Origin of the sequence: Catenisphaera adipataccumulans (genome assembly GCF_014202755.1) — a bacterium.
GTDB lineage: Bacteria > Bacillota_I > Bacilli_A > Erysipelotrichales > Erysipelotrichaceae > Catenisphaera > Catenisphaera adipataccumulans.
The window spans coordinates 36,072-61,123 of sequence record NZ_JACHHK010000003.1; the positions used below are offsets into that span (position 1 = coordinate 36,072).

At 47.0% G+C, this 25,052-nt stretch carries 25 protein-coding genes, 1 tRNA gene and 1 riboswitch; of the genes, 6 read left to right on the forward strand and 20 right to left on the reverse strand.

Features of this window, described 5'->3' with window-relative positions; translation table 11 throughout:
- Nucleotides 1-48: 48 nt before the first annotated feature.
- Nucleotides 49-215: riboswitch (Lysine riboswitch) on the reverse strand.
- A 127-nt stretch (nt 216-342) separates the two neighbouring features.
- Nucleotides 343-882: a biotin transporter BioY gene (locus HNQ47_RS04200; protein ID WP_183327889.1), complete on the forward strand. Its 540-nt coding sequence runs from the start codon at nt 343-345 to the stop codon at nt 880-882.
- 45 nt (nt 883-927) lie between these two features.
- Here the strand turns inward: HNQ47_RS04200 and HNQ47_RS04205 are convergent, their stop codons facing one another.
- The 4 genes from HNQ47_RS04205 to HNQ47_RS04220 form a co-directional block, all read right to left on the reverse strand.
- A complete protein-coding gene (locus HNQ47_RS04205) occupies nt 928-1,911 on the reverse strand; it encodes a hypothetical protein (protein ID WP_183327891.1) in 984 nt (327 codons plus the stop codon).
- 145 nt (nt 1,912-2,056) lie between these two features.
- Nucleotides 2,057-2,494 carry a MarR family winged helix-turn-helix transcriptional regulator gene (locus tag HNQ47_RS04210; RefSeq protein ID WP_183327893.1) on the reverse strand — a complete coding sequence of 146 codons (438 nt, stop codon included), beginning with the start codon at nt 2,492-2,494 and terminating at the stop codon, nt 2,057-2,059.
- On the reverse strand, nt 2,479-3,825 hold the full coding sequence (locus tag HNQ47_RS04215; protein WP_183327896.1) for a citrate synthase: 1,347 nt from the start codon (nt 3,823-3,825) through the stop codon (nt 2,479-2,481). Before HNQ47_RS04215 ends, HNQ47_RS04210 begins: the two co-directional genes overlap by 16 nt.
- Nucleotides 3,818-4,396: a helix-turn-helix domain-containing protein gene (locus HNQ47_RS04220; RefSeq protein WP_183327897.1), complete on the reverse strand. Its 579-nt coding sequence runs from the start codon at nt 4,394-4,396 to the stop codon at nt 3,818-3,820. The genes HNQ47_RS04215 and HNQ47_RS04220 overlap by 8 nt, the downstream gene beginning before the upstream one ends.
- 143 nt (nt 4,397-4,539) lie before the next feature.
- On the opposite strand from HNQ47_RS04220, the gene HNQ47_RS04225 reads away from it, so the two are divergent.
- From HNQ47_RS04225 to HNQ47_RS04235, 3 genes are all read left to right on the forward strand, one after another.
- Nucleotides 4,540-5,463: a zinc-dependent peptidase gene (locus HNQ47_RS04225; RefSeq protein ID WP_183327899.1), complete on the forward strand. Its 924-nt coding sequence runs from the start codon at nt 4,540-4,542 to the stop codon at nt 5,461-5,463.
- A gap of 76 nt (nt 5,464-5,539) precedes the next feature.
- The gene (locus tag HNQ47_RS04230) at nt 5,540-6,118 is read left to right on the forward strand and encodes a TetR/AcrR family transcriptional regulator (RefSeq protein ID WP_183327902.1); all 579 of its coding nucleotides are present in this window, start codon (nt 5,540-5,542) and stop codon (nt 6,116-6,118) included.
- Between the two features lie 63 nt (nt 6,119-6,181).
- Nucleotides 6,182-7,375: a homoserine dehydrogenase gene (locus HNQ47_RS04235; protein ID WP_246346055.1), complete on the forward strand. Its 1,194-nt coding sequence runs from the start codon at nt 6,182-6,184 to the stop codon at nt 7,373-7,375.
- A 25-nt stretch (nt 7,376-7,400) separates the two neighbouring features.
- On the opposite strand, the gene HNQ47_RS04240 is transcribed toward HNQ47_RS04235, so the two are convergent.
- The 7 genes from HNQ47_RS04240 to pfkA form a co-directional block, all read right to left on the reverse strand.
- Entirely contained in the window at nt 7,401-8,276 is an 876-nt protein-coding gene (locus HNQ47_RS04240) for a glycyl-radical enzyme activating protein (protein WP_183327906.1), read from the reverse strand.
- 12 nt (nt 8,277-8,288) lie between these two features.
- A complete protein-coding gene (locus HNQ47_RS04245; RefSeq protein WP_183327908.1) occupies nt 8,289-9,209 on the reverse strand; it encodes a DUF1848 domain-containing protein in 921 nt (306 codons plus the stop codon).
- A gap of 45 nt (nt 9,210-9,254) precedes the next feature.
- Nucleotides 9,255-10,415, reverse strand: coding sequence for an iron-containing alcohol dehydrogenase (locus HNQ47_RS04250; RefSeq protein ID WP_183327909.1), 1,161 nt, complete (start codon nt 10,413-10,415; stop codon nt 9,255-9,257).
- 76 nt (nt 10,416-10,491) lie between these two features.
- Nucleotides 10,492-11,805, reverse strand: a complete 1,314-nt coding sequence (eno, locus tag HNQ47_RS04255) for a phosphopyruvate hydratase (RefSeq protein WP_183327911.1) — start codon at nt 11,803-11,805, stop codon at nt 10,492-10,494.
- Nucleotides 11,806-11,838: 33 nt separating this feature from the next.
- Nucleotides 11,839-13,866, reverse strand: coding sequence for a peptidase U32 family protein (locus tag HNQ47_RS04260; protein ID WP_183327913.1), 2,028 nt, complete (start codon nt 13,864-13,866; stop codon nt 11,839-11,841).
- Nucleotides 13,867-13,900: 34 nt separating this feature from the next.
- Nucleotides 13,901-14,269 (reverse strand): metal-dependent transcriptional regulator, encoded by a 369-nt coding sequence (locus HNQ47_RS04265; protein ID WP_183327915.1) that lies wholly within the window; start codon nt 14,267-14,269, stop codon nt 13,901-13,903.
- A gap of 93 nt (nt 14,270-14,362) precedes the next feature.
- The gene (gene pfkA, locus HNQ47_RS04270) at nt 14,363-15,325 is read right to left on the reverse strand and encodes a 6-phosphofructokinase (protein ID WP_183327917.1); all 963 of its coding nucleotides are present in this window, start codon (nt 15,323-15,325) and stop codon (nt 14,363-14,365) included.
- Between the two features lie 169 nt (nt 15,326-15,494).
- Here pfkA and HNQ47_RS04275 point away from each other — a divergent pair, with 169 nt between their 5' ends.
- Nucleotides 15,495-15,932, forward strand: a complete 438-nt coding sequence (locus tag HNQ47_RS04275; RefSeq protein ID WP_183327919.1) for an RrF2 family transcriptional regulator — start codon at nt 15,495-15,497, stop codon at nt 15,930-15,932.
- Nucleotides 15,933-15,947: 15 nt separating this feature from the next.
- Here HNQ47_RS04275 and mscL read toward each other — a convergent pair whose 3' ends face one another.
- The 6 genes from mscL to HNQ47_RS04305 all read right to left on the reverse strand — a co-directional run bounded on the left by mscL (nt 15,948) and on the right by HNQ47_RS04305 (nt 21,295).
- Nucleotides 15,948-16,343: a large-conductance mechanosensitive channel protein MscL gene (gene mscL / locus HNQ47_RS04280; protein ID WP_183327921.1), complete on the reverse strand. Its 396-nt coding sequence runs from the start codon at nt 16,341-16,343 to the stop codon at nt 15,948-15,950.
- Nucleotides 16,336-17,370 carry a UDP-glucose 4-epimerase GalE gene (galE, locus tag HNQ47_RS04285; protein ID WP_183327923.1) on the reverse strand — a complete coding sequence of 345 codons (1,035 nt, stop codon included), beginning with the start codon at nt 17,368-17,370 and terminating at the stop codon, nt 16,336-16,338. The genes mscL and galE overlap by 8 nt, the downstream gene beginning before the upstream one ends.
- Before the next feature lie 73 nt (nt 17,371-17,443).
- The gene (locus tag HNQ47_RS04290) at nt 17,444-17,938 is read right to left on the reverse strand and encodes a CpXC domain-containing protein (protein ID WP_183327925.1); all 495 of its coding nucleotides are present in this window, start codon (nt 17,936-17,938) and stop codon (nt 17,444-17,446) included.
- On the reverse strand, nt 17,935-19,719 hold the full coding sequence (locus tag HNQ47_RS04295; protein WP_183327927.1) for an aminopeptidase P family protein: 1,785 nt from the start codon (nt 19,717-19,719) through the stop codon (nt 17,935-17,937). Before HNQ47_RS04295 ends, HNQ47_RS04290 begins: the two co-directional genes overlap by 4 nt.
- A 13-nt stretch (nt 19,720-19,732) precedes the next feature.
- Nucleotides 19,733-20,413, reverse strand: coding sequence for a hypothetical protein (locus HNQ47_RS04300; protein ID WP_183327929.1), 681 nt, complete (start codon nt 20,411-20,413; stop codon nt 19,733-19,735).
- A 75-nt stretch (nt 20,414-20,488) separates the two neighbouring features.
- Entirely contained in the window at nt 20,489-21,295 is an 807-nt protein-coding gene (locus HNQ47_RS04305) for a mechanosensitive ion channel family protein (RefSeq protein WP_183327931.1), read from the reverse strand.
- A gap of 108 nt (nt 21,296-21,403) precedes the next feature.
- On the opposite strand from HNQ47_RS04305, the gene HNQ47_RS04310 reads away from it, so the two are divergent.
- Nucleotides 21,404-21,479 (forward strand) — tRNA-Gln (locus HNQ47_RS04310).
- A gap of 17 nt (nt 21,480-21,496) precedes the next feature.
- On the opposite strand, the gene HNQ47_RS04315 is transcribed toward HNQ47_RS04310, so the two are convergent.
- The 3 genes from HNQ47_RS04315 to HNQ47_RS04325 are packed head-to-tail and all read right to left on the reverse strand — an operon-like array spanning nt 21,497 to nt 25,004.
- Nucleotides 21,497-21,910: a hypothetical protein gene (locus HNQ47_RS04315; protein WP_183327933.1), complete on the reverse strand. Its 414-nt coding sequence runs from the start codon at nt 21,908-21,910 to the stop codon at nt 21,497-21,499.
- Nucleotides 21,907-22,659 carry a DeoR/GlpR family DNA-binding transcription regulator gene (locus HNQ47_RS04320; protein WP_183327935.1) on the reverse strand — a complete coding sequence of 251 codons (753 nt, stop codon included), beginning with the start codon at nt 22,657-22,659 and terminating at the stop codon, nt 21,907-21,909. Before HNQ47_RS04320 ends, HNQ47_RS04315 begins: the two co-directional genes overlap by 4 nt.
- Nucleotides 22,659-25,004 (reverse strand): glycyl radical protein, encoded by a 2,346-nt coding sequence (locus HNQ47_RS04325; protein ID WP_246346057.1) that lies wholly within the window; start codon nt 25,002-25,004, stop codon nt 22,659-22,661. The genes HNQ47_RS04320 and HNQ47_RS04325 overlap by 1 nt, the downstream gene beginning before the upstream one ends.
- Between the last annotated feature and the right edge of the window lie 48 nt (nt 25,005-25,052).

Consider the following 25,052-nt stretch of genomic DNA (forward strand, 5'->3'; position numbering starts at 1 on the left):
AATAAAAAATACCGGTAAGAACACTCTTACCGGCTTTTCTTTTTGAGTCCATAAGATAGCGCTCCTACATGTGTAGACAGTCCCGTCGATGTTCTCATACGGTCCCACCGCCCTTAAATGCCTTTAAGAACAGTTCGGCAGAATCGCTGCGGCGAAGAATCAAACGCCTGCCGGCTTTTCCTCGCTTGGTCTTTTCTGCGTCCTCTATCGTTTGAAGTTATAGTATCACTGTGTTTTCAATTTTTCAAGATTTCTTTCATTCTTTTCATTTATTCAATTGTTAACATTTTTTATTGATTAAGTTTACAATTGTGGTATTCTAAGTACGGAAAGGAAGTTATTATGAAAACAAGAGAAATAGTATTATGCGCGATGATGGCCGCTGTGATCGCGGTGCTTGCACCGCTTTCGATTCCATTGTCAGGCGGTGTGCCGATTTCATTGGCAACGTTTGCGGTCATGCTTGCAGGGGCTGTGCTCGGGCCGAAATACGGCACGATCAGCACAGTTGTATATTTGGTCTTAGGTGCAGTCGGTGTGCCGGTCTTTGCCGGTTATACGAGCGGATTCGGTATTTTAGCCGGTCCGACCGGCGGTTATTTAATTGGTTATCTGCCGCTGGCTTTCTGCACCGGCTGGTTCCATGAAAATTTTTCCAAGCAGAAATACGGATTGATCGTGGGCATGCTGGTCGGCGAGGTCATTCTTTATGTGATCGGTACAGTCTGGTTCATGTTTGTTAACCAAACTGGATTGATGCAGTCATTGGTATGGTGTGTATTCCCGTTCATTCCGGGAGACATCGCCAAGATCATTGCGGTGATGATCCTGACACCGCTGTTACAAAAAGCAGTTCATCTGCAGAAAGTCAAGACCGCATAAGCGCTTACGCATTAAAACCTGGTTCTTTGAAAGAACCAGGCTTTTTTATTGATAATATCCGTAATCGTAGCCCGTACTGCCGTCATCGTAATAATCATACCCATAGCTGCCATAATCATCGGTGTAGTAGGATGAATCATCACTGTCCGTGCTGTAATCCGTGCTGCCGTCTGATCCATAGTAGTCCGTGCTATAGTCGTAAGAGTCGGTATATGTGTCGGAACTTGTCGCAGACTGTGAAGTATCCGTTTCCGTACTGGATTCCGTACTGGATTCCGTGCTGTCCGTCGACGTCGTTTCGACCGGATCGACGATCTTCTTATGGATCGTCACATTATCGCTTTGTTTGACATTATACAACACGCCGCCTTTGGCATAGGCTTTTTCCCGCAAGTCCTTGATATCTTTGTCTTCCACTTCTTTATCACGGCAGACCTGAACCGCAAAATAGGCATGGGATTCGTTGCCGTCGGCATCGATCACGATCAGCTGGACTTGATACATACCGACAGTATTGAGATCGTAATCCTTTGAATAGAAATAAGCGATCGATGTACGGCCCGTGACTTTTTCTGTATAGACCTGACTTTGGCTTAAATACGTGATCGTCTCACCGCCGATTTTCTTGACCACGTCCGACATCACAAAACTTGTATCCGATAATGTTACATTGACGATATCATTGTATAAGTCGATCGTTACATCGGTCGTCGGTTTCGTGATTTTTACATAAATAGACTCGGTCTTCGTCGAGGTTCCTTTTTTAGAAATAAAAGTGATCTTTTGTTTCTTATATGAGTCTTGATCGATCGTTCCCTGGATTTCCAGTCGGCCGGTCGATTCCTTGACCAAATCACGCAGATTGTAATCTTCGGCTTCCTTTTCGGATATTTCGACCACTTCGTTTTCGCCGGCAATCAGTTCCAGCTGGTTGGATGCACTGTCTATTCCATGCCGGATCAAAAAAATCAACAAGCATAAAACGGCCACAATAACGATGATCGTCCGAGTTTTCGTTGCTGTGTCCATGTCTTGTATCTTTTGCCAAATTGAATTTAAATTCTTAACTTTTTTCATAATCAACCCTTGCTTCTATTATAACCGAAATAAATCTGAAAGTGCGAAGAAGTGTATATATATTTCCGAAGGAAAACAAGCGCCCTAAAGCGCTTGTCTATGATTCCAACTGCGTTTGAATGTTATGTTCCATTTTTTCTGCCAGATGACGCAGCTGAGAAAATTCTTCATCCGTAAATCCCGCAAAAACCGTCTGAAAAACTTTCCCGGAGATCCGATCCAGTTCCTGCACAAGTTCCTTTGACTGATCCGTCAAATAATTGTGCACAAACCGCCGGTCATCCGCATCATTTTCAGCACTCACGTAGCCTTTTTCTCCCAGTCGTTTCAGCGACTGAGAAATATGTCCGCGCGAGAAGATCCCCATATTCAAAATATCGCGGGATGTATTGCGGTCCTTGTTTGCTGATAAAAACAACAGAATTTTCAGATCGATCCTCTGCAGCTGGTATTTATCCATCAATTCTTCCTCTTCTTTGACGACCAGCTGCTGAAACTTGCGGCCATACAGCAGCCGTTCTATTGATCCGTCCATTCTTTTTTCCTCATCACGCTCATATAAGCCGGCCGAATGATCTTATCAGATGTAACCAATCCTTCGATGCGATGCGCGCTCCAGCCGACAATACGGGCCACCGCAAACATCGCAGTATACATCTCCTGCGGAATACCAAGCATATCGTATACGAAACCGCTGTAGAAATCGACATTCGGGCTTACCGGTTTCAATAAATTACGCTTTTCATTCATCAGCTGCGGGGCCAGATCCTCAACATTCTGATACATCTGCAGATCTTTGTCACGGCCTTTATCTTTAGCCAGGTCCACCACATATTGTTTAAAAATGACCTCACGCGGATCAGAGATCGTATAAACGGCATGTCCGATACCATAGATCAGCCCTTTGTGATCAAATGCTTCTTTATCCAGGATCTTTTCCAAATAATCTTTGATTTGATCTTTATCGGTCGGATCTTCGACATGGGCACGGATATCATCCATCATTTCCATGACCTTGATGTTGGCACCGCCGTGTTTCGGGCCTTTTAACGAAGCCATGGCCGCTGTGATGGTCGAATACGTATCACTGCCCGCCGATGTGACGACATGGTCGGTAAAGGTCGAGTTATTACCGCCGCCGTGCTCCATATGCAGGATCAAAGCCGTATCCAGCACTTTTGCTTCCAACGGCGTGAACTTTTTATCCCAGCGCAGACAGCGCAGCACGTTTTCTGCCGTGGAAAGTTCCGGATCCGGATTATGGATATACAAGCTGTCTCCTAACGTATAATGGTTATAAGCTGCATAGGAATACGTTGCCAGCAGCGGGAATTCCGCGATCAGTCGGATGCACTGATTCAAAGAATTGGTCACACTGGTATCCAACGGATGGTCATCATAGGAAGCCAGCGTTAAGATACTGCGCATCATGGAATTCATGATATCACCGCTGGAGCCTTTCATGATAACATCTCTTGTAAAGTTTTTCGGCAGCGAACGGGCATCGCTCAGGACCTGTTTAAATTCCGCCAAGGTTTCATCATCCGGCATTTCCCCCATCAATAATAAATAGGCTGCTTTCTCGAAACCCATTTCGTTCGGGCCTAAACTGTTGATGATCGTCTCGACCCGATAGCCGCGGTACCACAGTTCTCCGTCACAGGGAATGCGCTGACCGTCCTTTTCGGTAAATGAATTGACCTCTGAAATATTCGTCAACCCTGTCAGGATCCCTTTTCCGTTTTCATCGCGCAGTCCGACATTCACGCCATATTCATGAAACAGCCGACGCGAAATCGCATCGTTGCGTTCACATACTGGCGTTTGTTCTTTCGCGTAGTCCATAATATCCGAATAATTACTCATGCGCTTCCTCCATCTTTTTAAATTCCGTATTTACGATGACATCCATGCGCCGCATCAAATGCAGCAGCTGGATCATATTTTCTTTGCCGAATTCTTTGATCACATCGCCGTAAAACACATTCAGCTGTTTTTCACGTTCTTCCAGCAGTTTTTCACCGGATTCCGTAATGACGACATACGTTCCTTCTGAACCATCGCCGTCATATTCCCACGCGACCGCACCGCGTTCCTTCAGATCGTTGACCATCTGACTGGCTTTGCGCATCGGGATCTGCATCGTATCCACTAGATCCTGCAGATACATCCGTCCGTCATAAATTTCATCCGTATCTTTTTGGTTTTTCATAACATCCGTATCTTTTTGGTTTTTCATAATATATAAAGCAACATACTCACGGATGGTAATGCCATGTGTCAACTGACTGACCTCATCACGAGCCAGACGATACTTCCGGAAAATGTACTCATTCAAAAGAATGTCAATGTCTTTCCGATCGATCTTTCCATCCCCGTTTTTTACCATATTTTCAGCCGTGCTGCTCACCGACTGTTGGTTCGCTAAATCTGTCATGATTCCCTCCGTTTCTATAAATTAATTTACAATTAAACTATTATGGTTACAATGTACATCTTTTTCATGGGCATGTCAATCTTTTTCATTTCTTTACATTTCTTGTTTTTTGCGTTTTCAACCCGACCTGTTATAATCTAGGCATGAAAACGATTCGAAGGATGCTCATCAGCGGCCTATTATCTTATTTTATTTTATCCCTCATCTGGAATGTATACACCAGCGGCTGGTTCCTGCGTTCAGCTTATGGATCCAATGTTACAGGTGATGTCAATGTAGCCAGCGCGCTTGCCAAAATCCAGGACTTTCTGCCGGCCCACTGGATCATCGCTGCCTCGGTCTTTATCGGCATTTATATCGGCCTGCTCTCTTATCACAACCGTGATAACTTTTTCCGCATGGTTTGTGTGCGTCTGCTGCGGTTATCGATGTCGATCCTGCTGATCTGTGCCATCATTTTTTCCGTCTATACACTGGTACCATTAAACGAAAATGTTTTATACAACGCGGAACAATACCATGAATATATCACCAACGAGCAGGAACTGCCGGAGATCTCCGTGGAAGCGGACAGTTCCTATCAGACCGATATCGATCAAATTGAATCAGCCATCCAGTCGATGCCGCAGTTCTTGCTCAACCGGTGTGAAAAAATTATCATTTGTGATTCACAAACTTACTTGGCTTACGGCGATCAATATAATATATCTTCTGTGTCCGGAACCGCGGCTTTTTCAAAATCCGATGATCTATCGATCTACATCCGTATCACAGCCGGCATGAACGTCTCCAATACGTATGATCAGACCATCGCGCACGAGCTCTCACATATTTATGATTTCAGCATGCATTCTTTCGGCATCGATCCATATGGCTGTTCGGATACCGATGAATTTTCTGAATTATATAAGAAATACGGTTCCAAGCTGACCGCATACGGAGCGACCGATCAGCATGAATTCTTTGCGGAAGCCGGATCTTATTACATATTATACCCCGATACATTACGCACCAATTGTCCGGAAGTATACACATATTTTGATAACATTTACGGTCCATATATGTAAATATTAGACATATGCGTCAAATTGTCGAATTGAATGAAGTTGTGATATACTTACTTTATGAAAGTGGGGGCAAAATATGGCAGACTTCACCAAAGTCGCAATTATGAAAACATTTTTGGAATATTTGAATAAAAAGCCCTTCAATAAAATCACCGTCAAAGATATCGTAAAGGATACCGGCGTCAATCGAAATACATTTTATTATCACTTTACCGACATCTATGATTTATTGGAGAAAACCGTTTCCTATAGTTTGAATAATCTGCATCTGAACGAGTACCGCGGCGAAGACTACCGCGCTTTACTGGAAATGTTTTTAGGCAATGTGCAGAAACAAAAAGAAGCTGCACTGCATATTTATAATTCCATCGATCTTAAGATCTTCATTCCGACATTACGCCGCGTGTTGTGGGAAGCAACAGAAAAATACTTTACCCCGATGTTTGATGAAAAGAACATTTCGGAACAAGACCGGCATTTCTTCCTGACATGCATCACCGATCTGCTGATCGGCTTCGGCCTGGAATGGGCAGAACGCAATTTCAACGAAGATTTCACCAAAGAATTGATGGATCGGGTCATCTACTGGCTGGATAAAATTCAAAATCTGGGTACCAGCCAAAAATCTGAAACGAAAAACGATGCGCAAGAATGATTTCACTTGCGCATTGTTCCGTATATCGGGTAAACTAAAATGGAATAAAGGGAGGCCAAGTTGATGAAAATAGCAGTTTTAGGATATGGTACGGTCGGCGCCGGTGTTGTGGATGTGCTGACTATGAATAAAGGTTCGATCACAAAGCGGATCGGTACGGAAATTGATGTGAAATATGTATTGGATCTGCGGGATTTCCCGGGAACGATCGTCGAAAATATCGTGACACATGATATCGAAGATATTTTGAATGATCCGGAAGTCGAGATCGTCGTAGAAACCATGGGCGGACTGAAACCAGCTTACGAATTTACAAAACGAGCTTTGTCGGCAGATAAAAATGTCTGCACATCCAATAAAGAACTCGTGGCAGAACACGGTGTGGAATTATGTCAGATTGCTGCTGAGCACAATGTCAATTACATGTTTGAAGCAAGCTGCGGCGGCGGTATCCCGATCATCCGTGCACTCAATACTTCACTGCGTCAGGATGAGATCTTGGAAATTTCCGGTATCTTAAACGGCACGACGAACTACATCATGACCAGTATGTATGACAACGGCGAAACATTTAAAGAAGCATTGAAGGAAGCGCAGGAAAAAGGCTATGCTGAACTGCATCCGGAAGCCGATCTGGAAGGGCACGATGCTCAGCGTAAGATCGCGATTCTTTCTTCCTTGGCTTACGGTCATCATCTTGACTATAAAAAGGTTCCGACCGAAGGCATCGACCAGATCCGGATCCAGGATATTCAGTATGCCAAGGCCATGAACATGAAGATCAAACTGCTGGCAACCTCCCAAGTCGCGGAAGAAGGCACCTGGGCCATGGTTTCACCGCGTCTGGTCGATGATCAGAACATCCTGTATCACGTCGACGGTGTCATGAATGCGGTCTTCGTCAAAGGCAATGCCTTAGGGGATGCGATGTTCTACGGCAGCGGTGCCGGTTCACTTCCGACAGCCAGTGCCGTATGCGCCGATGTACTGGATTGTGCACAGCACCCGCATGAAACATTAAAGACCGACATCACGGCAGAGCCGCTTGCGCAGATGCCGACGGATCAAGTAAAAAATACATTCTTCGTGCGCTGCAGCGGCGGCGAATCCCAAGCAAAACAAGTTTTCGGCATCACGGATACGATGCATGTCATCGACGGTGAATTCGGATTCTGGACACCGGAGATGACAGAAAAAGACTTTACGAAAAAAGCTGCTCAAGTTGACGGCATCATCAAATTCATTCGAAGAGGTTAAAAGGCGGATTCCCATCCGCCTTTTTTTATCCGCCGATCTTCACGCCTTCCTGTTCATATTGTTTCAAAGCTTCCGGCTTCATCATATCCATGTCCTCATAGGCATACGGGCGATGCAGCTGATGCCATTTCTTTTTCCCCATGGAATGATACGGCAGCAAATGAATTTCTTTGACATGGTGCTGCTTTCCATAGGCGATGATCTCATTCAGCTGGTCCTCATTATATCCTGGGATGACCGGCACCCGCATGATCACATCTTCCGGACGGCGGGCAGTGACGTATTCAAAATTTTTTAGAATACGCTTCAGGCTGCCTTGATTGACACGCCGGAATCGTTCTGCATCTAAATTCTTGATGTCAAACAAAAATAAATCAATCTTATCCATCGCTCTTTCCAACTGTTCCTGGGGATAATGTCCCGTGGTTTCCACCGCAACATGCAGACCGTTTTCTTTGCATGCTTTGATCAGCTGCAGAAATGCTTCAAATTGAAAGAATGGTTCTCCCCCGGAAATTGTGATGCCGCCATTGCTTTCTTCGTAATATGCTTTATCCTTTAGCAGCTCTTTCATCAACTCTGAAACTTCCATCGCCTGTCCGTTCAAGGTCAGCGCCATCGGCAGACAATGTTGGACACACGTACCACAATGAACACACTTCGATGCATCCCAATGCAACTGTTCTGCCTGCCAAACAATTGCCCCCTGCGGGCATACCTTTTGGCATGTATGACAGTGCTGACAGCGCTCTTCATCATGCATCAAGACGGGTTCTGCGGTCCATGTTTCCGGATTGGCACACCACGGGCAGCGCAGCGAGCATCCTTTCAGAAAAACAGCTGTCCGGATCCCCGGGCCATCATGCGTCGCAAAGCGTTCGATATTGGAAACTTGAATCATATTTATACCTCATTAAAATAAGCGGACCTGCCGGTCAATATAAGATTTCTGCTGCACTTGCCGCACCTGATCAGCTGCAGTGATCCGGCCGATCAACAGCGGTCCGTTCGGATCATGGCGGGCAGCATTTTGCATCACCGATTTCCGATCCGTATTCGCATAGCAGTACCGGCAGCCGTGTTTACATGTATTATACACGCCGATGTCATTCTGAAGCAAGCAGGCACAGTCCCGGGAAAAAGTTAGGTGCGGTACGATTAAATTTTTCCCGATGACCCGTTCCAGAACTTCTTTACGCAGACAGCCTTTGGTGTCGATGCCGTAAGCTTCCAGACCATGATCTTCCATACAGGCTTCGATGTGCATTTGATGACGGTCAGCAATTTCTTTCAACGCAATAGCCAATTGAACTTGTTCCGCGGGCGTCACTTCTCTGCCTTCCGGAAAATTCCGTTTTGTTTTTTGATAAAGGTCCAAAAATGAAATGACGACTGTATCTGTATAATGTTCCAACACTTTGGCCATGGCTTCAAAACTGCGAATATGGAAATCAATCGTATATCGATCCGTCAGCAGGATCGGATCATAGCGCCAGGTCACCGCCTGCGGACCGAGTTTTTCGCTCAGTGAACGAAAATCCGCAAGGATCTGCCGCTTGTTCGGCACAAATGGTTCAACATCCTTGCCGTAGGGCGTGATCGTCACCTGCCAATACTGGGCAAACGGAATTTCTTTCCAGTCCCGCACCATCGGACCAGGATCCTTGGTGCAGTAACAGATCACATCGATGGTATCTGGATCCAAGGTATATTGATAAATTTGATGCGGCTGAAACGGATTGCGGGCACAGACAAACCCTTCATCCAAGCGATTGTACCACCACTGATGATAAAAGGCGGGAATGTCTGTTCGATTTCCGGTATTCAAGATCATACGCTGACCTCCTTTGAAAAAGGCGGCTCTTCCGGCCGCCATTGTTTATAACGCTCTGCGATAAATCTCTTCAATATCGGCGGGCTGCAGCGGAACATAACTTCCCTTTGAACCGGCCGCAGCTTTTTCTGCCATCTTTTTGAAATAGCGATCATCTGTGATACCGACCGCGCGTAAGTTTGCCGGCATCTTCATCGTCGTAAAGAAGAACTCGCGTGTTTTTTCGATTGCCTGTTTGGCGATCTGCATCGCATCCTGGTTCGGATCCAGATGCCAGACATTGACACCATATTCTTTAAAGCGCGGCAATGTCTCTTCGCTTAACACATATTCCATCCAGACCGGCGTCAAGATTGCCAGTCCCTGGCCATGCGTAATATCATAGAACGCACTCAATTCGTGTTCCATCGGGTGTACACACCATGCATCAGCGGAACCTTCAGATACCAGCCCATTGATGGCATGACTGCCGGCCCACATCAAGTTTGCACGGGCTTCATAGTCATCCGGTTTCTCCAAGGCGATCGGTCCGTAATGGATCATTGTTTCCAGCAAGCTTTCGCAGAATCGTGCCTGCAGATATCCTTCCTGTTTCGTGAAATAATTTTCAAACGTGTGAGACATCATATCCGCTGTACCGGCAGCCGTCTGCTTCGGTGATACCGTGTATGTATAAGTGGGATCCAGAACAGACATCGTCGGTTTCATATATTCACTGCCGGTGCCCCATTTTTCATTCTTCGTCAGATCAGAAATGACCGCAAAACAATCCATTTCACTGCCTGTCGCAGCCAAAGTCAGCACCGTGTAAATGGGCAGGGCGTCTTTGACCAGACTGCCGTCCAATACCAGATCCCATGGATCACCATCGTATTTCGCACCGGCTGCCACGACCTTGGCACAATCGATGGTCGAACCGCCGCCGATGGCCAGGACCATATCAATGTCTTCATTCTTGCACATCGTCACACCTTTGCGCACGGTTTCGATGCGCGGATTCGGCTCCACACCCGGCAGTTCAAACACCTGCAGATCAACATCTTTCAAAATTTGCAGTGCAGTGTTGTAAATACCGCTGCGTTTGATGCTGCCGCCGCCGTAAACCAGCAGCACGCTGCGGCCGCTTTCCTTTAATTCCTCCAAATGAGAGATTTGTCCCTTGCCAAAATAGATTTTTGTCGGCACATGAAACATAAAATTATACATGATTTTCCTCCATACATTTTCGAATTCTATATCTGTATTATATCAAAAAGCGGAGGCATGAAAGCCTCCGTTTTGTTTACTTATATAAATTGTAGAACGCTTTTTTGCCTGGATATTCCGCAATATGGACAGCGCCGCGCTTATTCAATTCGTCTTCGATACGCATCAGACGATTGTATTTCGCGATCCGGTCCGTTCTCGACATCGAACCGGTCTTAATTTGTCCGGCATTCAGGCCGACTGCGATATCTGCGATCGTCGTATCTTCGGTTTCTCCGGAACGATGCGAAACAATGCATGTGTAATTGTGCTTCTTCGCCAGTTCGATGGCTTCAAAAGTTTCCGTCAGCGTACCGATCTGGTTGACCTTGATCAAGATCGCATTCGCAATTCCTTTCTCGATTCCTTCCTGTAAGATCTTCGGATTGGTCACGAACAAATCATCACCGACCAACTGTACACGGCTGCCCAAACGATCGGTCAGCTTTTTCCAGCCATCCCAGTCCCGTTCACCTAAGCCGTCTTCAATGGAAAGAATCGGGTATTTTTCGATCCACTGTGCATACATTTCGATCATTTCATCGGATGTTTTATTTCCCTGACCGGAACGTGACAATTCGTATAAACCAGTCTCATGATTGTGGAATTCGCTGGCTGCAACATCCATCGCAATGCCCATTTCAACGCCTGGTTCATAGCCAGCCGCTTTCATTGCTTCTACCAACAATTCCAGCGGTTCTTCGTTGCCGTTTTTACAGCTTGGTGCAAAACCGCCTTCATCACCGACGTTGGTATTGTAGCCTTTGTCTTTTAAAACCTTTTTCAAACAATGGAATGTTTCGGCACCCATGCGCACCGCTTCCTTCATCGAGGATGCGCCGATCGGCATCAACATGAATTCCTGGAAATCAACGGTTGAATCGGCATGACTGCCGCCGTTGATGACATTCATCATCGGCACCGGCATCGTATGGGCATTAAAGCCGCCGAAATAATTGTATAATGGCATGCCGTAAAAATCAGCTGCCGCCATCGCACAGGCCATCGAAACGCCCAAAGTCGCATTGGCGCCTAGGTTTTTCTTAAACGGCGTGCCATCCATTTTCAGCATGGTCCGGTCAATTAAAATCTGATCCCGGCAGTCCATACCGACCAGCTGCGGCCCGATTTCATTGTTTACATGATCGACCGCTTTGGTCGTGCCCTTTCCGCCATAACGGGTCGGATCCCCATCGCGCAGTTCCAGCGCCTCTCGTTCACCGGTGCTGGCACCGCTTGGCACCATGGCTCTTCCATAAGCACCGGATTCCGTATATACCTCGACTTCGACCGTCGGATTGCCGCGGGAATCCAATACTTCTCTGGCATAAATATCTGTAATAATCGGCATATTCAGTACCTCCTTTTGTATGATTTCATTGTATCAGTTTTTGCTGTAAGCCTCAACTAACTTGTTCTCAATTTTTTCTATTTCCGCTTCTTTTTCATTGAAAAAATCGATTCGAAATTGGCACAGTCCGGCTTTTTTATACATCGGCACATCTTCGATTTCATCAACCGGCTGATCTTCAAACAAACGCATCCAACACTGCGCGTCCCCGGAACAGACTACTTTCTGCCCATCCAAACCGACCAGTTTCATGGTATGTTCATGACAAAGTGCACAATGTTTTCGCTGGCCGTCTTTAAAATACGTATTGATCGGGCAATGCTTCATGATCATGAAACGCCGCGTATGATAGACCGTTTTCACCAGACAAGAAACATCATGATATCGTTCTCGAAATGCTTTGATCATTTTCAAGGATGCCGCCCGGTCACATTCCGGGCCGATCAGCACCGACGTGTATCCCATCTCCAGACAGGCCGCTGCCGCATATGAATTCGACACATTCCATTGAAACGAAGCCATTTCCGGTCTGTCCCCTTTTACAATTTCTGCATCGTTTGTCTTTGCTTTCGGCACATATGAATAATCTTGTTCCGGCTGTGTGACAACTCTGGTTTTCTGCTCAGCCAAAACTGCTGTGGTCCGACGCCGCAGTTCATTCAGATCGGCAATCGTAAAAAAGATATCATCCGCTAAATCAAAGGAAGGTTCATAACGCACGAACTCCGCTTTGGTTTTGGCAAATTGCGTCCTGATCATGGCGGCATCTGTCGGCCGTTTGTGCGCTTTCTGCGCCCGGGCATCCGAAACGATGGTTTCCCCGTTCATCGTTACGACCAATGGCTTGTGCACACCGGCACAGCTGATCTTGATCGGCTGGTTGACTTGCCGTACCTTTTGACATTGTTTTGTCACTTCTTGTTCCGCTGCATAAGAGATCGTCTTGCGTACTTCGGTTCCTTTGGCGCACCGGCGTCCCTTGACCATCGCAATTGAATCGGCCGGAATATGATTTTGAAGATTGCCTTGGGCATCGTATAAATAGTTCACACGAAATCCCTGGGTGCCAATTCGCAGGCCGTCATTCTGCATGATATCCGTCCGGCATTTGATCCGGATATACGGTTTCCGGTAGCCGATCACCTCACCGGCCAGGGTCCCCTGATGATTCGGGGTCTTTGTGTTCATCAAATCATTGCCGCGCTGATCCAATAAATGACCCGTTGTATATCCGCGATAGAACGCCGTCATCAATGCCTGCCGATCTGCCTGCGTCCGCGGTTTTCCGTCCAGAACTTTTTTCAGCTGCGAAACCGCAAGATACACATAAACCGGACTTTTCATCCGCCCTTCGATCTTCAACGAATCAACCGGCAATGAAGCTGCCTGATCGATCAGCGATAAATCTTTTGGGCTCAGCAAATACCTTTCTGATTCCGGGATCATTTGACCGTCCTGTTCAATGGTATAGCGCATCCGGCAAGGCTGTGCACACTGTCCGCGGTTGCCGCTGCGGCTATAGCGGAATGCCGAAAAATAACAGCGGCCCGACATACTGATGCACAATGCACCATGCACAAACATCTCAATTTCCAAGCCAGCCTGCCGGCAGGCTTCTATGTCTTCCGCTGTACATTCCCGCGCCAACACGATGCGTTTGACGCCGAGCTTTTTCAGACGTTCGATCTCATCCGGGCTTTGAATGCTCATCTGTGTGGAAGCATGCACCGTCAGATCAGGCAGCCGATGGTGAAGAAGATGGATCAATCCAAGATCCTGAACGATCAGCGCATCCACACCGGCTTCATACAGCGCACGGGCGGTTTCATACGCTTCTTCAATTTCATCTTCATATAAGATCGTATTCATCGTAACATGTACTTTCACATCGACCAAATGACAGCGGTCGATGGCTTTTTTTGCCTGCTCCAACGTAAAATTATGCGCATAGGCACGCGCGCCGAACTTCGTCAAGCCAAAATAAACGGCATCACAGCCGGCGGCGATGGCCGCCTCAAGCGCTTCCTCATTTCCTGCCGGAGCCAGAATTTCCGGACGCATAGACTTCCCTCCTTAAAAAAAGCACTTCCGTGCTTTAATGTCGTTGTTTATACCAGTTTTGAATCGCATTATAAGATTCCCTGCTCAGTACATGTTCTATGCGGCAGGCATCTTTCTGGGCAATTTCTTTCGGCACACCGATTTCCTGAAGCACATGGGAAAAAAAGCAATGCCGATCATATGTTTCTTTGGCCAGATCCTCTCCTTCTTTGGTCAAATATAAAATTTTATTCGGATCAAACCGCAAATATCCTTTCTCGCTCAGCAGTTTGACCGCATGCGATACACTGGGCTTAGAGAATCCTAAATACGTTGCGACATCGACGCTGCGCACGTGTTCCTGCATATTGCTTAGTATATAAATGGCTTCCAGATAGTCTTCCATTGATTCGCCTAATTCCATAAGAACAACTCCTTTGTTCCCATTGTATTCTTTTTAAGTTAGCAATGTCAAACTCAGTGCCTGAAAAAAAGGATGCCGAAGCATCCTTTCTCATTAAACCAAACGTTCAAACAAGTTCATCAGCGGTTTTCTCGATTCGCTCGGCATGCTCAATGCCTTCTGGATCGGGATTGAAACGATCTTATTTTCACGGATCGCGATGCACTGACCGCCGATGCCCTGCATCAGCAGATCGACCGCTTTTTCACCCATCTGGCTAGCCAGCAGACGGTCAAACGGACATGGCGAACCGCCGCGCTGAATATGGCCTAAGACTGTCGCACGGCCTGAGAAGCCCGTATTCAGACTGACCTTCTTGGCAAATTGATCAACATCGGTAATTTTTTCACTGATGACAATGATCGCATGTCTTTTCTTCTTAATGATATCCAGATCACGCAGGCGCTCCAATACATCCTGCTCATCAAATCCCGTATCGCTGGTGACAATGATCTCAGCACCGCAGGAAATACCGGCCCACAACGCCAAGTCGCCGCAGCGATTGCCCATTACTTCTACAATGGAGCAGCGATGATGGGAATTCGACGTATCACGCAATTTATCGATTGCTTCAACACATGTCTCCAAAGCCGTTTGGAAACCAATCGTATAATCGGTGCATGTAATATCATTATCAATGGTACCCGGAAGACCGATGCAGTTGACGCCCATTTCCGTCAAAGACAAAGCGCCGCGATAGGAACCATCACCGCCGATGACGACGACTGCTTCAATTCCCCGCTTGTTCAGCTGATTGATCGCACGCTGACGGACTTCTTTTTCTTTGAACTCCGGCAAACGGGCCGATCCTAAGATCGTACCGCCGCGGTTAACGATCTCACCGACCGTTTCACGCGTCAACGGTTCGATATAACCTTCGACCATGCCTTTGTATCCATTATAAATTCCAAATACTTCCAGACCGCTGTTGATACCGACACGTGTGACGGCACGGATCGCTGCGTTCATGCCCGGCGAGTCGCCGCCGGAAGTTAAAACACCTATTCTTCTAACCATTTTATCGTCCTCCATAGATATTACGCATACTTCCAATATCAAATTTAATATACCACATTCCCTTTGGTTATGGAACATAAAAAGCAAAATCAAAATGAATGCGGACCTATTGAGCGAACTGAATGATTGTGCTATATTGTATTTAATTAGTAGGAATTGAGGAATTAATATGAAAGTTTCAACAAAAGGACGCTATTCTCTACGTTTCCTGCTCGATCTTGCCATTCAGCCCCGTCAGGAACCAGTCAGTCTGAAAGGCATTTCCGAAAGGCAGCCCATTTCCCTAAAATATTTGGAACAGATCATTCCGCCGCTGGCTAAAGCCGGCATCATCCGCAGTGTACGCGGACCAAAAGGCGGATATTATCTGAACAAATCCCCAAAAGACATTACGGTCGGCATGATCCTGCGCATTACCGAAGGATCGCTGGCCCCGGTCGATTGTGTTGATCCGGAAAATTCCTTTCATTGTCCGCGGGAATCAGAATGTGTCACTATTCATGTTTGGCAGCAAATGTATGATGCGGTCACAAATGTCGTAGACTCGATCACTTTGCAGGATCTGGTCGATGAGGAGCGCGCAAAAGGCGGAGAGTACTATATCTAACTCTCCGCCTTTTTTCTACTTCTGATTCTGTTCTTTCAGCAAATCACGAATTTCCTGAAGCAAAACCGTGTTCTCGTCCGGAGCCGGTGCTTCTTCTTCCTTTTTCTTCTGGAAGCGCTGAACAGCTTTCATAAAACTGAAAATGCACCAAGCAATGATCAGGAAGTTGACAATGCTCTGGATCAAATTCCCGTAATTCAGTTTTGCGCTGCCGACTGTAATGCATAACGAGGTGAAATCAATACCGCCGATCAGCATACCGATCACCGGCATCAGCAAGTCATTGACCAACGATGTCACGATACTGCCGAATGCAGACCCCATGATCACACCGACAGCCATATCGATCACATTCCCGCGCGCGATAAACTCTTTAAATTCTTCTAATGTATTTTTTCCTTTATCAGCCATTTTCCCTCTCCTCTGTATCATATCCGTCTGGATTCATCGTCTGCCACTTCCAGGACGATGCACACATCTCATCTAAATCATATTTCGCGGTCCATCCCAATTCTTTTTCCGCTTTTGTGCAGTCCGAATAGCAGGTTGCGATATCACCGTCACGCCGCGGCAGGATCTCATAAGGGATCGGATGGCCGCATGCTTTCTCAAACGCATGAATGACATCCAGCACACTGTAGCCTTTACCGGTGCCTAAGTTGTAGATCTGAACGCCGCCGCTTTCCTGCATCTTTTTTAAGGCTGCCACATGCCCCAAAGCCAGATCGACGACATGGATATAATCCCGGACCCCGGTACCGTCCGGTGTATCATAATCATTGCCGAAAACGCCGACTCGTTTCAGTTTGCCGATAGCCACTTGTGCCACATACGGCAGCAAGTTGTTCGGGATACCTTTCGGATCTTCACCGATCAGACCGCTTTCATGCGCACCGATCGGATTGAAATAGCGCAGCAGCATGGCATTCCACGTCGGATCCGCCGTATTCAGATCCGTAAGGATCTGCTCATTCATCCATTTTGTCCAGCCATATGGATTCGTACAGGTTCCTTTCGGACATTCTTCCGTGATCGGAATCTGCGCCGGATCACCATATACTGTCGCGCTGGAAGAAAAGACAATGTTTTTAACGCCGTTTTCCTTCATCACCTGCACCAGCGTCAATGTACCTTCAATATTCGTATGATAATATTCAATTGGTTTGTGCACCGATTCTCCGACTGCTTTCAAGCCCGCAAAATGAATGACCGCATCGATCTTTTCACGTTGAAATACCTGTGACAAACCATCCTTGTTTAAAATATCCAAGTCGTAGAATGAAACATTCTTTCCAGTAATTTCCTGGATCCGCGATACCGCTTTTTTGTTGGAGTTGTAAAGATTGTCTACGATCACAACCTCATAACCGGCCTTCAGCAATTCCACACAGGTATGACTGCCAATATAGCCGGCTCCTCCGGTAACTAAAATTTTCATAACATTCTAAATCCTTTCGCATTCATTATACACCAGACGTAAGGCTTTTTCATTCGGTTCGCACCGATTCTGATCATACCCGGCGCAGCAGTGCCGGCAGTTCTTCTTCTGGGATCCGTACAGCTACCGGCTGATCATCCTGCCGGAACCACAAACAGCGGGTCTCGGCGTTCCACGTATCAAATTCCACCGGCCCGACTTGCAGCTCAAGTACATGTTGGCGGCGCAGCACATAGCTAATATTTAATCCCTGACTCAATATCCGGTAGGCATGCATCAGCTGCAAAGCATTGGTACAGCGCACGATGAGTTCATCTTCCGGCAGCGGGCCGACATTTTTCTTTTCCGTCAGCAGCAGAATATACTTCCGGTCCGGATCATGGTAAAGAAACGGCTGCTCTAAATAATACAAGTGATGACATTGCGAACAAGCATGGGTAAAATAGGTGCCGTCATACAGCCGCTGATCGATGATCGGGTTCATGCCTGCGACGGCCATCGTATCCCGCTTGATTTGAAAAACATGCCCGCAGTGCGGGCATGCCGAAGGAATGATTCGCTCTTTCATTTTCGGATCGGCTGACAGATCTGCTTCAGCCAGCTGGCTTCCTCATCCGTCAGATACGGCGAGATTTTTTTCACGACCGCGGCATGATAATTGTTCAGCCAGTTGATTTCCTCTTCGGTCATCAACGAGGGATCGATGCCTTTCACGTCAAACGGTACAAACGTCAGCGGCTCTAAATGCATGAACTGACCATAGAAATTTTTATTTCCTTTCACCACAAGTACTTCATTTTCGTGGCGGATGCCGAATTTCCCTTCCATATAGACGCCTGGCTCATCGCTTTGGATCATGCCGGCTTCCAAGACCGCCGAATCATTGCGTTCAGGTACCTTGCGCCAGCGGAATCCATTCGGTGCTTCATGGACCGTTGATAAATGGCCGATGCCATGTCCGGTGCCGCACTGATAATCCATATCTTGGTCCCACAGCGGGCCGCGCGCTAAAATATCCAAATTCAATCCGCTGCAGCCATACAGCCAATGAGCAGCCGCCAGCCGGATATGACTGCGCATCGCCAGCGTAAACCAATATTTTTCTTCCTTGGTGATCGGGCCCAGCACAAACGTACGCGTAATGTCTGTCGTGCCGTCGATGTACTGACCGCCGGAATCCACCAGATACAATCCTTCTGGTTTCAGTAAAACATCGGTCTCCGGTGACGAACTATAGTGCATCATGGCCGCATGATCTTTATAGGCACTGATCGTCGTAAAACTGTCTTCAATATATCCGTCCTGTTCGCTGCGCAGCGCGGTCAATTTCTGCTGTGCGCTCCATTCACTGACGGTTCCTTGCGGAACATTCACATGCAGCCAATACATAAATTTTACCACGGCCGCGCCGTCTTTCAGGTGTGCATTTTTCGTTGCGGCAATCTCTGTTTCATTTTTGACCGCTTTCATCAACAGCTCCGGATCCGGTGCTTCTACGGCCGGGGCCTGCAGTGAAAAAATCAGCCGGCTGTTCACAAATGAAGGATCATAAAGCACAGGGCCTGTCAATGTCTTGACATCCTCATAAATATCAAAATATCCTTTGATACGGATATGGTTCTCTTTCATCAACTGACGGCTGACCGGATCCAGACGCGAGTCATCTATATAAAGAACTGCATCATCCTGCCGGATGATCGCATAAGCCAGTGCGACCGGAAAGCACGGAATATCGTCCGCACGTAAATTCAGCAGCCAGGCAACTTCATCGATCTTTGTGGCAATGTGACTGACCGCATGCTGCTCTGCCATCGCCTGACGGACCCGGGCTAATTTTTCGCCGATCGTTTCACCCGTATATTTTTCATCATAATGGAACGTTTTTGAATGCGGCAAAGCCGGACGATCTGTCCAGATCCGGCCGACCAGATCCACATCCGTTTTTAAATGGATCTCCTGCGCACAGAATGCGCTGTCATAACGGCGGGCATCCGCGGCATTGATGACCCGGCCGTCAAAACCGACCGTATCTCCGGCTTGTAGCTGAGACAAAATATAGTCCGGAATATCCGGTGTTCCTTCCTGTCCCATTTTCATCAATTCGATCGTCGAATCTTTCAGCTGTCGTTCGGCCTGGATAAAGTAGCGGCCGTCGGTCCAAAGTGCTGCTTTTGAAACGGTCACGACCAGGACGCCCGCACTGCCGGTAAATCCGGACATATACTTGCGGCAGGCAAAATAATCACTTACATACTCTGTTTCGTGAAAATCACTGGTTGGAATAATATAAGCCTGAATGTTTTCTTTCTGCATCTGCGCACGCAGCAGACGTAAACGTTCTTTGATCATAGAATCCTTCTTTCTAGTATTTGATAAAATAGAGCGCATGGATCCAGCGGAAGCCGGCAGAGGCTGTCAGGATGAACAGCGCAGAAATGATCAAAATTTTGATCCAAAATGTAATTAAATTGCGGCCTTTGTAGGTTTCTTCCAAGCGCAGGCATTTGAACTGCGCCCATATAACATAAAAGGAGAAAAAATACAGCAGCGCCTGCAATAAAACCACGATTCCTTCATGGTGCTTGATCGTATACAAAGAAATTAAATGATGACCGTTTCGCAGAGACTGACGGAAGACCGTCGTATCAAGCCACGCATGAAAATGATTGAACGCGCCGATCGAGGACAAATACGCTGCGGCCGCCATGACCGATAAACACAACAGCAATGACCGTCGTGAACGTTTCTTCTCACGCAGGCTGATCCGGCTGGCCTGCCCCATCATGCTCAGGTAAGACAGCCAAAAAAAGACCGAATACAAAATCGGATACCAAGGCAGACGATAATAAAAAACACTGAATACAAAACTCAGCAGCAAGAACAAATCTGCCAATACATCGTCATAATCGTGTTTTCTTTTGTTTTTTCGAATGCCCCAATCGCCCCAAGAAAAAAGTCGTGTTATCAATCGGTAAAACGATGTCGGCAACATCGCAATCACCACGACTCCGATCGCGACCAGCAAAATAAACATCGCTTCCATGATGATCTCCTCATTTACTCTCAAGAAATATTTTAAAATAATTTCACAGTTTCGTCCAGAAAACGAAAACAGCCGTTATTCTTCGGACGGCTGTGTTTCGGATCCAGAAACCGGCTGCGGCAGATCCCGGACAGAAATCAGATCCGTGACCGGTTCGATCCCGCACGCCAGACGTTTCTTCTGCAGATTTTCATTCAAGACACATAAGGTCGGCCAATAGTCATCGTTTTTGACCCACGCATACACCCCGAGGATGATGGCTTTTTCATCAAACGAATCGATCACCACTTGCATCGGTTCAAATTTCAGGACCCGTTCATTTTCCTGCAGGACCGGTTCAAAAGCTTCTTTGCAAGTCTGCAGATCCGCTTTGACCGAAACCGGCAGCTGGATATGGATGCGCCGTTTTTCCTCATCTGTATAATTGATCACAGTCGAAGAGACAAGCTTCGAATTCGGTACGATCATATCCTGATTGTCGTACGTACGGATCACCGTGAACATCATTTCGATCCGTGTTACCTGTCCTTCCGTGTCTTCAAAACAGATCACATCGCCGATCTCAAACGGCTTCGTAAAAAGGATCTGCACCCCGCCGGCCACATTGGCCATGTTTTCTTTCAGGGCCAGCGAAACACCTAAGCCTAAAGCAGAGAGACCGCCGACAAGAACGGATGTATCGACACCTAAAAACGATAAAGCAATGATCACGGCAATGGCCTTGATCAAGATCGAGGAACAAGAACCCAAAAATGTCATCACGCCTTTATCCGGCGCATTTTTTGATAAACCGATGACCAGCTGTTTCGCGATCGGGCCGAGAAAAAATCCAGCACAGACGGCAACCAAAGCCGGCATCACGTTATTTACAATAAATGTCATGGAAAAGATCCTTTCTGGTTTGATTCTTTATCATGATACTCTATGAAAAGATTTCTTTCAATAACGCTTGCAATTTAAATAAATAAAATGTATTATATAGAGGCGCATTGGGGTATAGCCAAGCGGTAAGGCAGCAGACTCTGAATCTGCCATTTCATTGGTTCGAATCCAATTACCCCAGCCATAGTAAATAAACGGGTGTCAGTCGGCACCCGTTTTCTTTATGATCTTCCGATACAAAGCCTTTGTATCCTTCTCATTCTGTGCATTGATCAAAATCGTCTGATCCGCCCGGATCACAATATAATATGGACAATCTTCATACAATTCCAACGTACATTCTCCATAACCGGCACACTTTCCCGTACCGGAAAGATACCCATTCTGATGCGTACCGTCCGTCAGTTCGATGTCCGGAAGGGAATGTTTCAGTTGTACCGAATAAATCTGTTTATAGGGTACCGTCACTTCTTGAATTTCTATTGCGTCATCGTTCCACTGGATCCGGTTTTCCTGCATGGTTTTCATGGAAAGCCATAAACCGCAGAGCATCACAAAAGAAGAAATTCCAAAAATGATGCCGGCAATTTCCAGATTCCGTCGGTTGATGCTCATACCAGAATAAATCCTTCCGGTGCTTCCCGCGTGCCGGTGTCCCGATCGCAGACGATCGCATCAAAGGCACTCAGTTTCAGCAGACTATAGAATCCCTGCACATTGGCCTTCGATGAATCCGTCAGCAGGATCCCGGTCTCGGCCTGACGCAGGGCCTGCTCTTTGACGGCCATCGTATCGACATCGGCTGTATACATTAGATCGCGTTTGATACTAAAACCGTTGCAGGAAATGAACGCACGGTCAAAACGAAACCGCCTTAAATTCTCTGCCGTTTCCGGGCCGACCGTCATCTTGTATTTCGGGATCAATTTTCCGCCCAGCGCAAACACCTCAGCCCGATCGCTCTCGAACTGTGTCTGCCATAAAAGATTATTTGTGACAATCTGGATGGCTTTGTCTTTGATAAACGGCATCAGCGGCAGCATGCTCGTTCCGCCGTCGATAAAGATGCATTCCCCGTCCTGGATCAACTCGGCCGCCTTTTTGGCGACCTTCACTTTTGCTTCATAATGCAAATGCAGCCGATCCAGCATGTCCATTTCGGTATGCTTGGATAAGACGCCCGGTTCGATGCGTTTCGCCCCGCCATGCACCCGGACACAACGTTCCTCTTCTTCCAGTTCAGCCAGATCCCGCCGGATCGTCATTGGTGTGACGTCCAGATGAGCAGCCAGCTTCTGCACGGTAACGATCTCGTGCTGATCCAGCTGTTTTAAGATGGCCTGCCGGCGTTCTGCCGCCAACATCAGAACGTATTCTCCGTACGGGCAATGATCGCATCCTGCGTCTGCGGCATCAGCGAGACAAACTGTGCACAATAGCCTGCAACGCGGACGATCAAGTCCTCGTATTGTTCTGGATGAATCTGTGCCTGCCGCAGTTCTTGTGAAGACACCACATTAAATTGATTATGGTAAATGCCTTTTTTCGCACTGACTTTCAAAAAGCTGACAAAGCGATCTAAGTTTTCATCTCCGGCCAGCGAATCTTTTGAAAAACGCATGTTGAGCAGCTGACCGGCGCCGACTTTTTCATTCGGCAGTTTCGATACCGAATTGATCACCGCAGTCGGACCATTGACATCAGTTCCCTGGGTCGGCGAACAGCCCTCATTCAAAGGCGAGCCAGCTATGCGGCCATCCGGTGTTGCACCGACCACAAAGCCATTCGGCACATAGGAAGTGATATTGCTTGTCGACATCGTATAGCAGCTGACTTTCGGTCCTTTGCCTTTGCGCAGGGTACTGTAGCCCGGCAGCAGCTCCAGATAAGAGTTGAATACATCTTTTACGATCGCATCGACTTCATCGTCATCGTTGCCGAATTTCGGCAGCCGCAGGATCTCATTTTGAATTTTTTTGGACTCTGGATCCTGCCAGTTTGCATCACAAGCGGCGACAATTTGTGCCGGCGTATACCGGTGACTTTCATAAACAAGCTTTTTAAATGTATAAAGCGAATTACCGACAATGCTTGGACCGATATTCGACTGCGAGATGACGTCATACAAGCAGCCGCCGTTTTTCAGTGTCTTGCCCTGTTCCATCGAATTCTGGATCAGGCACGAGGCGAATGGATCCGCATCGTAAACCGCCAGCGACGCATCACAGATCGCATCGCATTCAACACTGATATCCGAATAGAATTTCAAGTATTTTTTCCATGCGTTCCACAAATCATCGTAGGTCTTATATTCCGTATCATCGCTTAACATCGTAATGCCGCTGTTTGGATCCGTTCCGTGGTGCATCACGATTTCGAAAACCTTGCCCCAGTTGACGTATGTCATACCGGTTGCCCGGTGACCATATTTTCCTGGTACGCCGGTTTCCACACAGCCGATCGGGCAATAATCGTAAGCATCAGCCTGCGGAATGCCTAGATCCATCAAACCTTTGATGACCGTCTTGTCATTGAACATGCTTGGCATGCCATGGCCTGTCCGGATCAATTTCGCACAGGCTTCTAAATAAGGCTGCGGCGAATTTTCATGATAACGGGCAGAAAAATTCGGTTCCGCCAGACCGCATTGATGCATCGCTTCGATGCAGATATAAGTCATCGCGTTCGTGCCGTCTTTGCCTTCCGGAGTCAGACCGCCGACCACTAAATTCGAATACAGCGGATATCCTTGCGAATAACGCGTATGTCCGTAAGGGCGGATCTTGTTCAGGGAAGAATTCATGATGAACATATGGGAAGTGATTTCCTGCGCTTCCTCTTGTGTCAGCACACCGGCCTTGATATCGTGCTCATAATATGGCTCGATATACTGATCGAAACGGCCGTAACTGAACGAATGACCGTTGCTTTCGATCATCTGCAGCAGATGGATCATATAAGTCACTTCAACGGCTTCATAGAAACTGCGGGCCCCTTGTTCCATCATCGTATCCGCCATATCTGCGATCCGCAGCCATTTTGGATCTGCCTCTTTTTGATACATGTCACGAGCCAGCCGGCCATAGCGTTTAAAATAACGCAGCGCACTTTCCAAAGAAATGATCACAGCTTCATAATAATTTTTTTGTTCTTCATCTGCGGTTTTCATACGTAACTGCGCTTCTTCGATGATCGAGCGGAAGCCCCGTTTTAGTACTGTCGGATGATCCGGTACAATGTGACCGTCACCGCTCATCGAAATACCGCCGCGATGGATGACGCCCTGTTTTTCCGCCAGGCGGATCGCTTTGGTCAAATTGCGGTTGACCTCGTCTTCGTGTGTATGATGCAGCCAGTACGGCGCGACCGCGCGCAGATCATCTTTGGTCTTTTCATCAATATAGAACACATCGCCTTCTCTTTTGTCAAATTCATCCAATTCATCAATGACCCATTGGATCGAGTATTCCGGGAAGATCGGTGCGGCAAAATTACGGGATGCTTGATTGCCGAAAATCAAAGAATCCGGTTCAAAATAGATGGTCATATGATCCAGCGTATAAGCAAACGCTTTGGCTTTGCGCAGGATATAGGACTGTCCCTCTGTCTGTTTGAATGATTTCGTATAAAATACGGCACGTTCGCTGCAGATCGATGCTTTGCGATGTACCATTTTTTCTCTTAATTGACGTGTCCGATTCGTTTCCATATTGATTCCTCCTACTTCCATTATAAGGAAGTTGATACTAGAATTCAA

Coding starts and splice junctions, on each gene's coding strand:
- HNQ47_RS04200 (WP_183327889.1), top strand. CDS start 343: ATGAAAACAAGAGAAATAGTATTATGCGCGATGATGGCCGCTGTGATC.
- HNQ47_RS04205 (WP_183327891.1), bottom strand. CDS start 1,911: ATGGACACAGCAACGAAAACTCGGACGATCATCGTTATTGTGGCCGTT.
- HNQ47_RS04210 (WP_183327893.1), bottom strand. CDS start 2,494: ATGGACGGATCAATAGAACGGCTGCTGTATGGCCGCAAGTTTCAGCAG.
- HNQ47_RS04215 (WP_183327896.1), bottom strand. CDS start 3,825: ATGAGTAATTATTCGGATATTATGGACTACGCGAAAGAACAAACGCCA.
- HNQ47_RS04220 (WP_183327897.1), bottom strand. CDS start 4,396: ATGACAGATTTAGCGAACCAACAGTCGGTGAGCAGCACGGCTGAAAAT.
- HNQ47_RS04225 (WP_183327899.1), top strand. CDS start 4,540: ATGAAAACGATTCGAAGGATGCTCATCAGCGGCCTATTATCTTATTTT.
- HNQ47_RS04230 (WP_183327902.1), top strand. CDS start 5,540: ATGGCAGACTTCACCAAAGTCGCAATTATGAAAACATTTTTGGAATAT.
- HNQ47_RS04235 (WP_246346055.1), top strand. CDS start 6,182: ATGAAAATAGCAGTTTTAGGATATGGTACGGTCGGCGCCGGTGTTGTG.
- HNQ47_RS04240 (WP_183327906.1), bottom strand. CDS start 8,276: ATGATTCAAGTTTCCAATATCGAACGCTTTGCGACGCATGATGGCCCG.
- HNQ47_RS04245 (WP_183327908.1), bottom strand. CDS start 9,209: ATGATCTTGAATACCGGAAATCGAACAGACATTCCCGCCTTTTATCAT.
- HNQ47_RS04250 (WP_183327909.1), bottom strand. CDS start 10,415: ATGTATAATTTTATGTTTCATGTGCCGACAAAAATCTATTTTGGCAAG.
- eno (WP_183327911.1), bottom strand. CDS start 11,805: ATGCCGATTATTACAGATATTTATGCCAGAGAAGTATTGGATTCCCGC.
- HNQ47_RS04260 (WP_183327913.1), bottom strand. CDS start 13,866: ATGCGTCCGGAAATTCTGGCTCCGGCAGGAAATGAGGAAGCGCTTGAG.
- HNQ47_RS04265 (WP_183327915.1), bottom strand. CDS start 14,269: ATGGAATTAGGCGAATCAATGGAAGACTATCTGGAAGCCATTTATATA.
- pfkA (WP_183327917.1), bottom strand. CDS start 15,325: ATGGTTAGAAGAATAGGTGTTTTAACTTCCGGCGGCGACTCGCCGGGC.
- HNQ47_RS04275 (WP_183327919.1), top strand. CDS start 15,495: ATGAAAGTTTCAACAAAAGGACGCTATTCTCTACGTTTCCTGCTCGAT.
- mscL (WP_183327921.1), bottom strand. CDS start 16,343: ATGGCTGATAAAGGAAAAAATACATTAGAAGAATTTAAAGAGTTTATC.
- galE (WP_183327923.1), bottom strand. CDS start 17,370: ATGAAAATTTTAGTTACCGGAGGAGCCGGCTATATTGGCAGTCATACC.
- HNQ47_RS04290 (WP_183327925.1), bottom strand. CDS start 17,938: ATGAAAGAGCGAATCATTCCTTCGGCATGCCCGCACTGCGGGCATGTT.
- HNQ47_RS04295 (WP_183327927.1), bottom strand. CDS start 19,719: ATGATCAAAGAACGTTTACGTCTGCTGCGTGCGCAGATGCAGAAAGAA.
- HNQ47_RS04300 (WP_183327929.1), bottom strand. CDS start 20,413: ATGGAAGCGATGTTTATTTTGCTGGTCGCGATCGGAGTCGTGGTGATT.
- HNQ47_RS04305 (WP_183327931.1), bottom strand. CDS start 21,295: ATGACATTTATTGTAAATAACGTGATGCCGGCTTTGGTTGCCGTCTGT.
- HNQ47_RS04315 (WP_183327933.1), bottom strand. CDS start 21,910: ATGAGCATCAACCGACGGAATCTGGAAATTGCCGGCATCATTTTTGGA.
- HNQ47_RS04320 (WP_183327935.1), bottom strand. CDS start 22,659: ATGTTGGCGGCAGAACGCCGGCAGGCCATCTTAAAACAGCTGGATCAG.
- HNQ47_RS04325 (WP_246346057.1), bottom strand. CDS start 25,004: ATGGAAACGAATCGGACACGTCAATTAAGAGAAAAAATGGTACATCGC.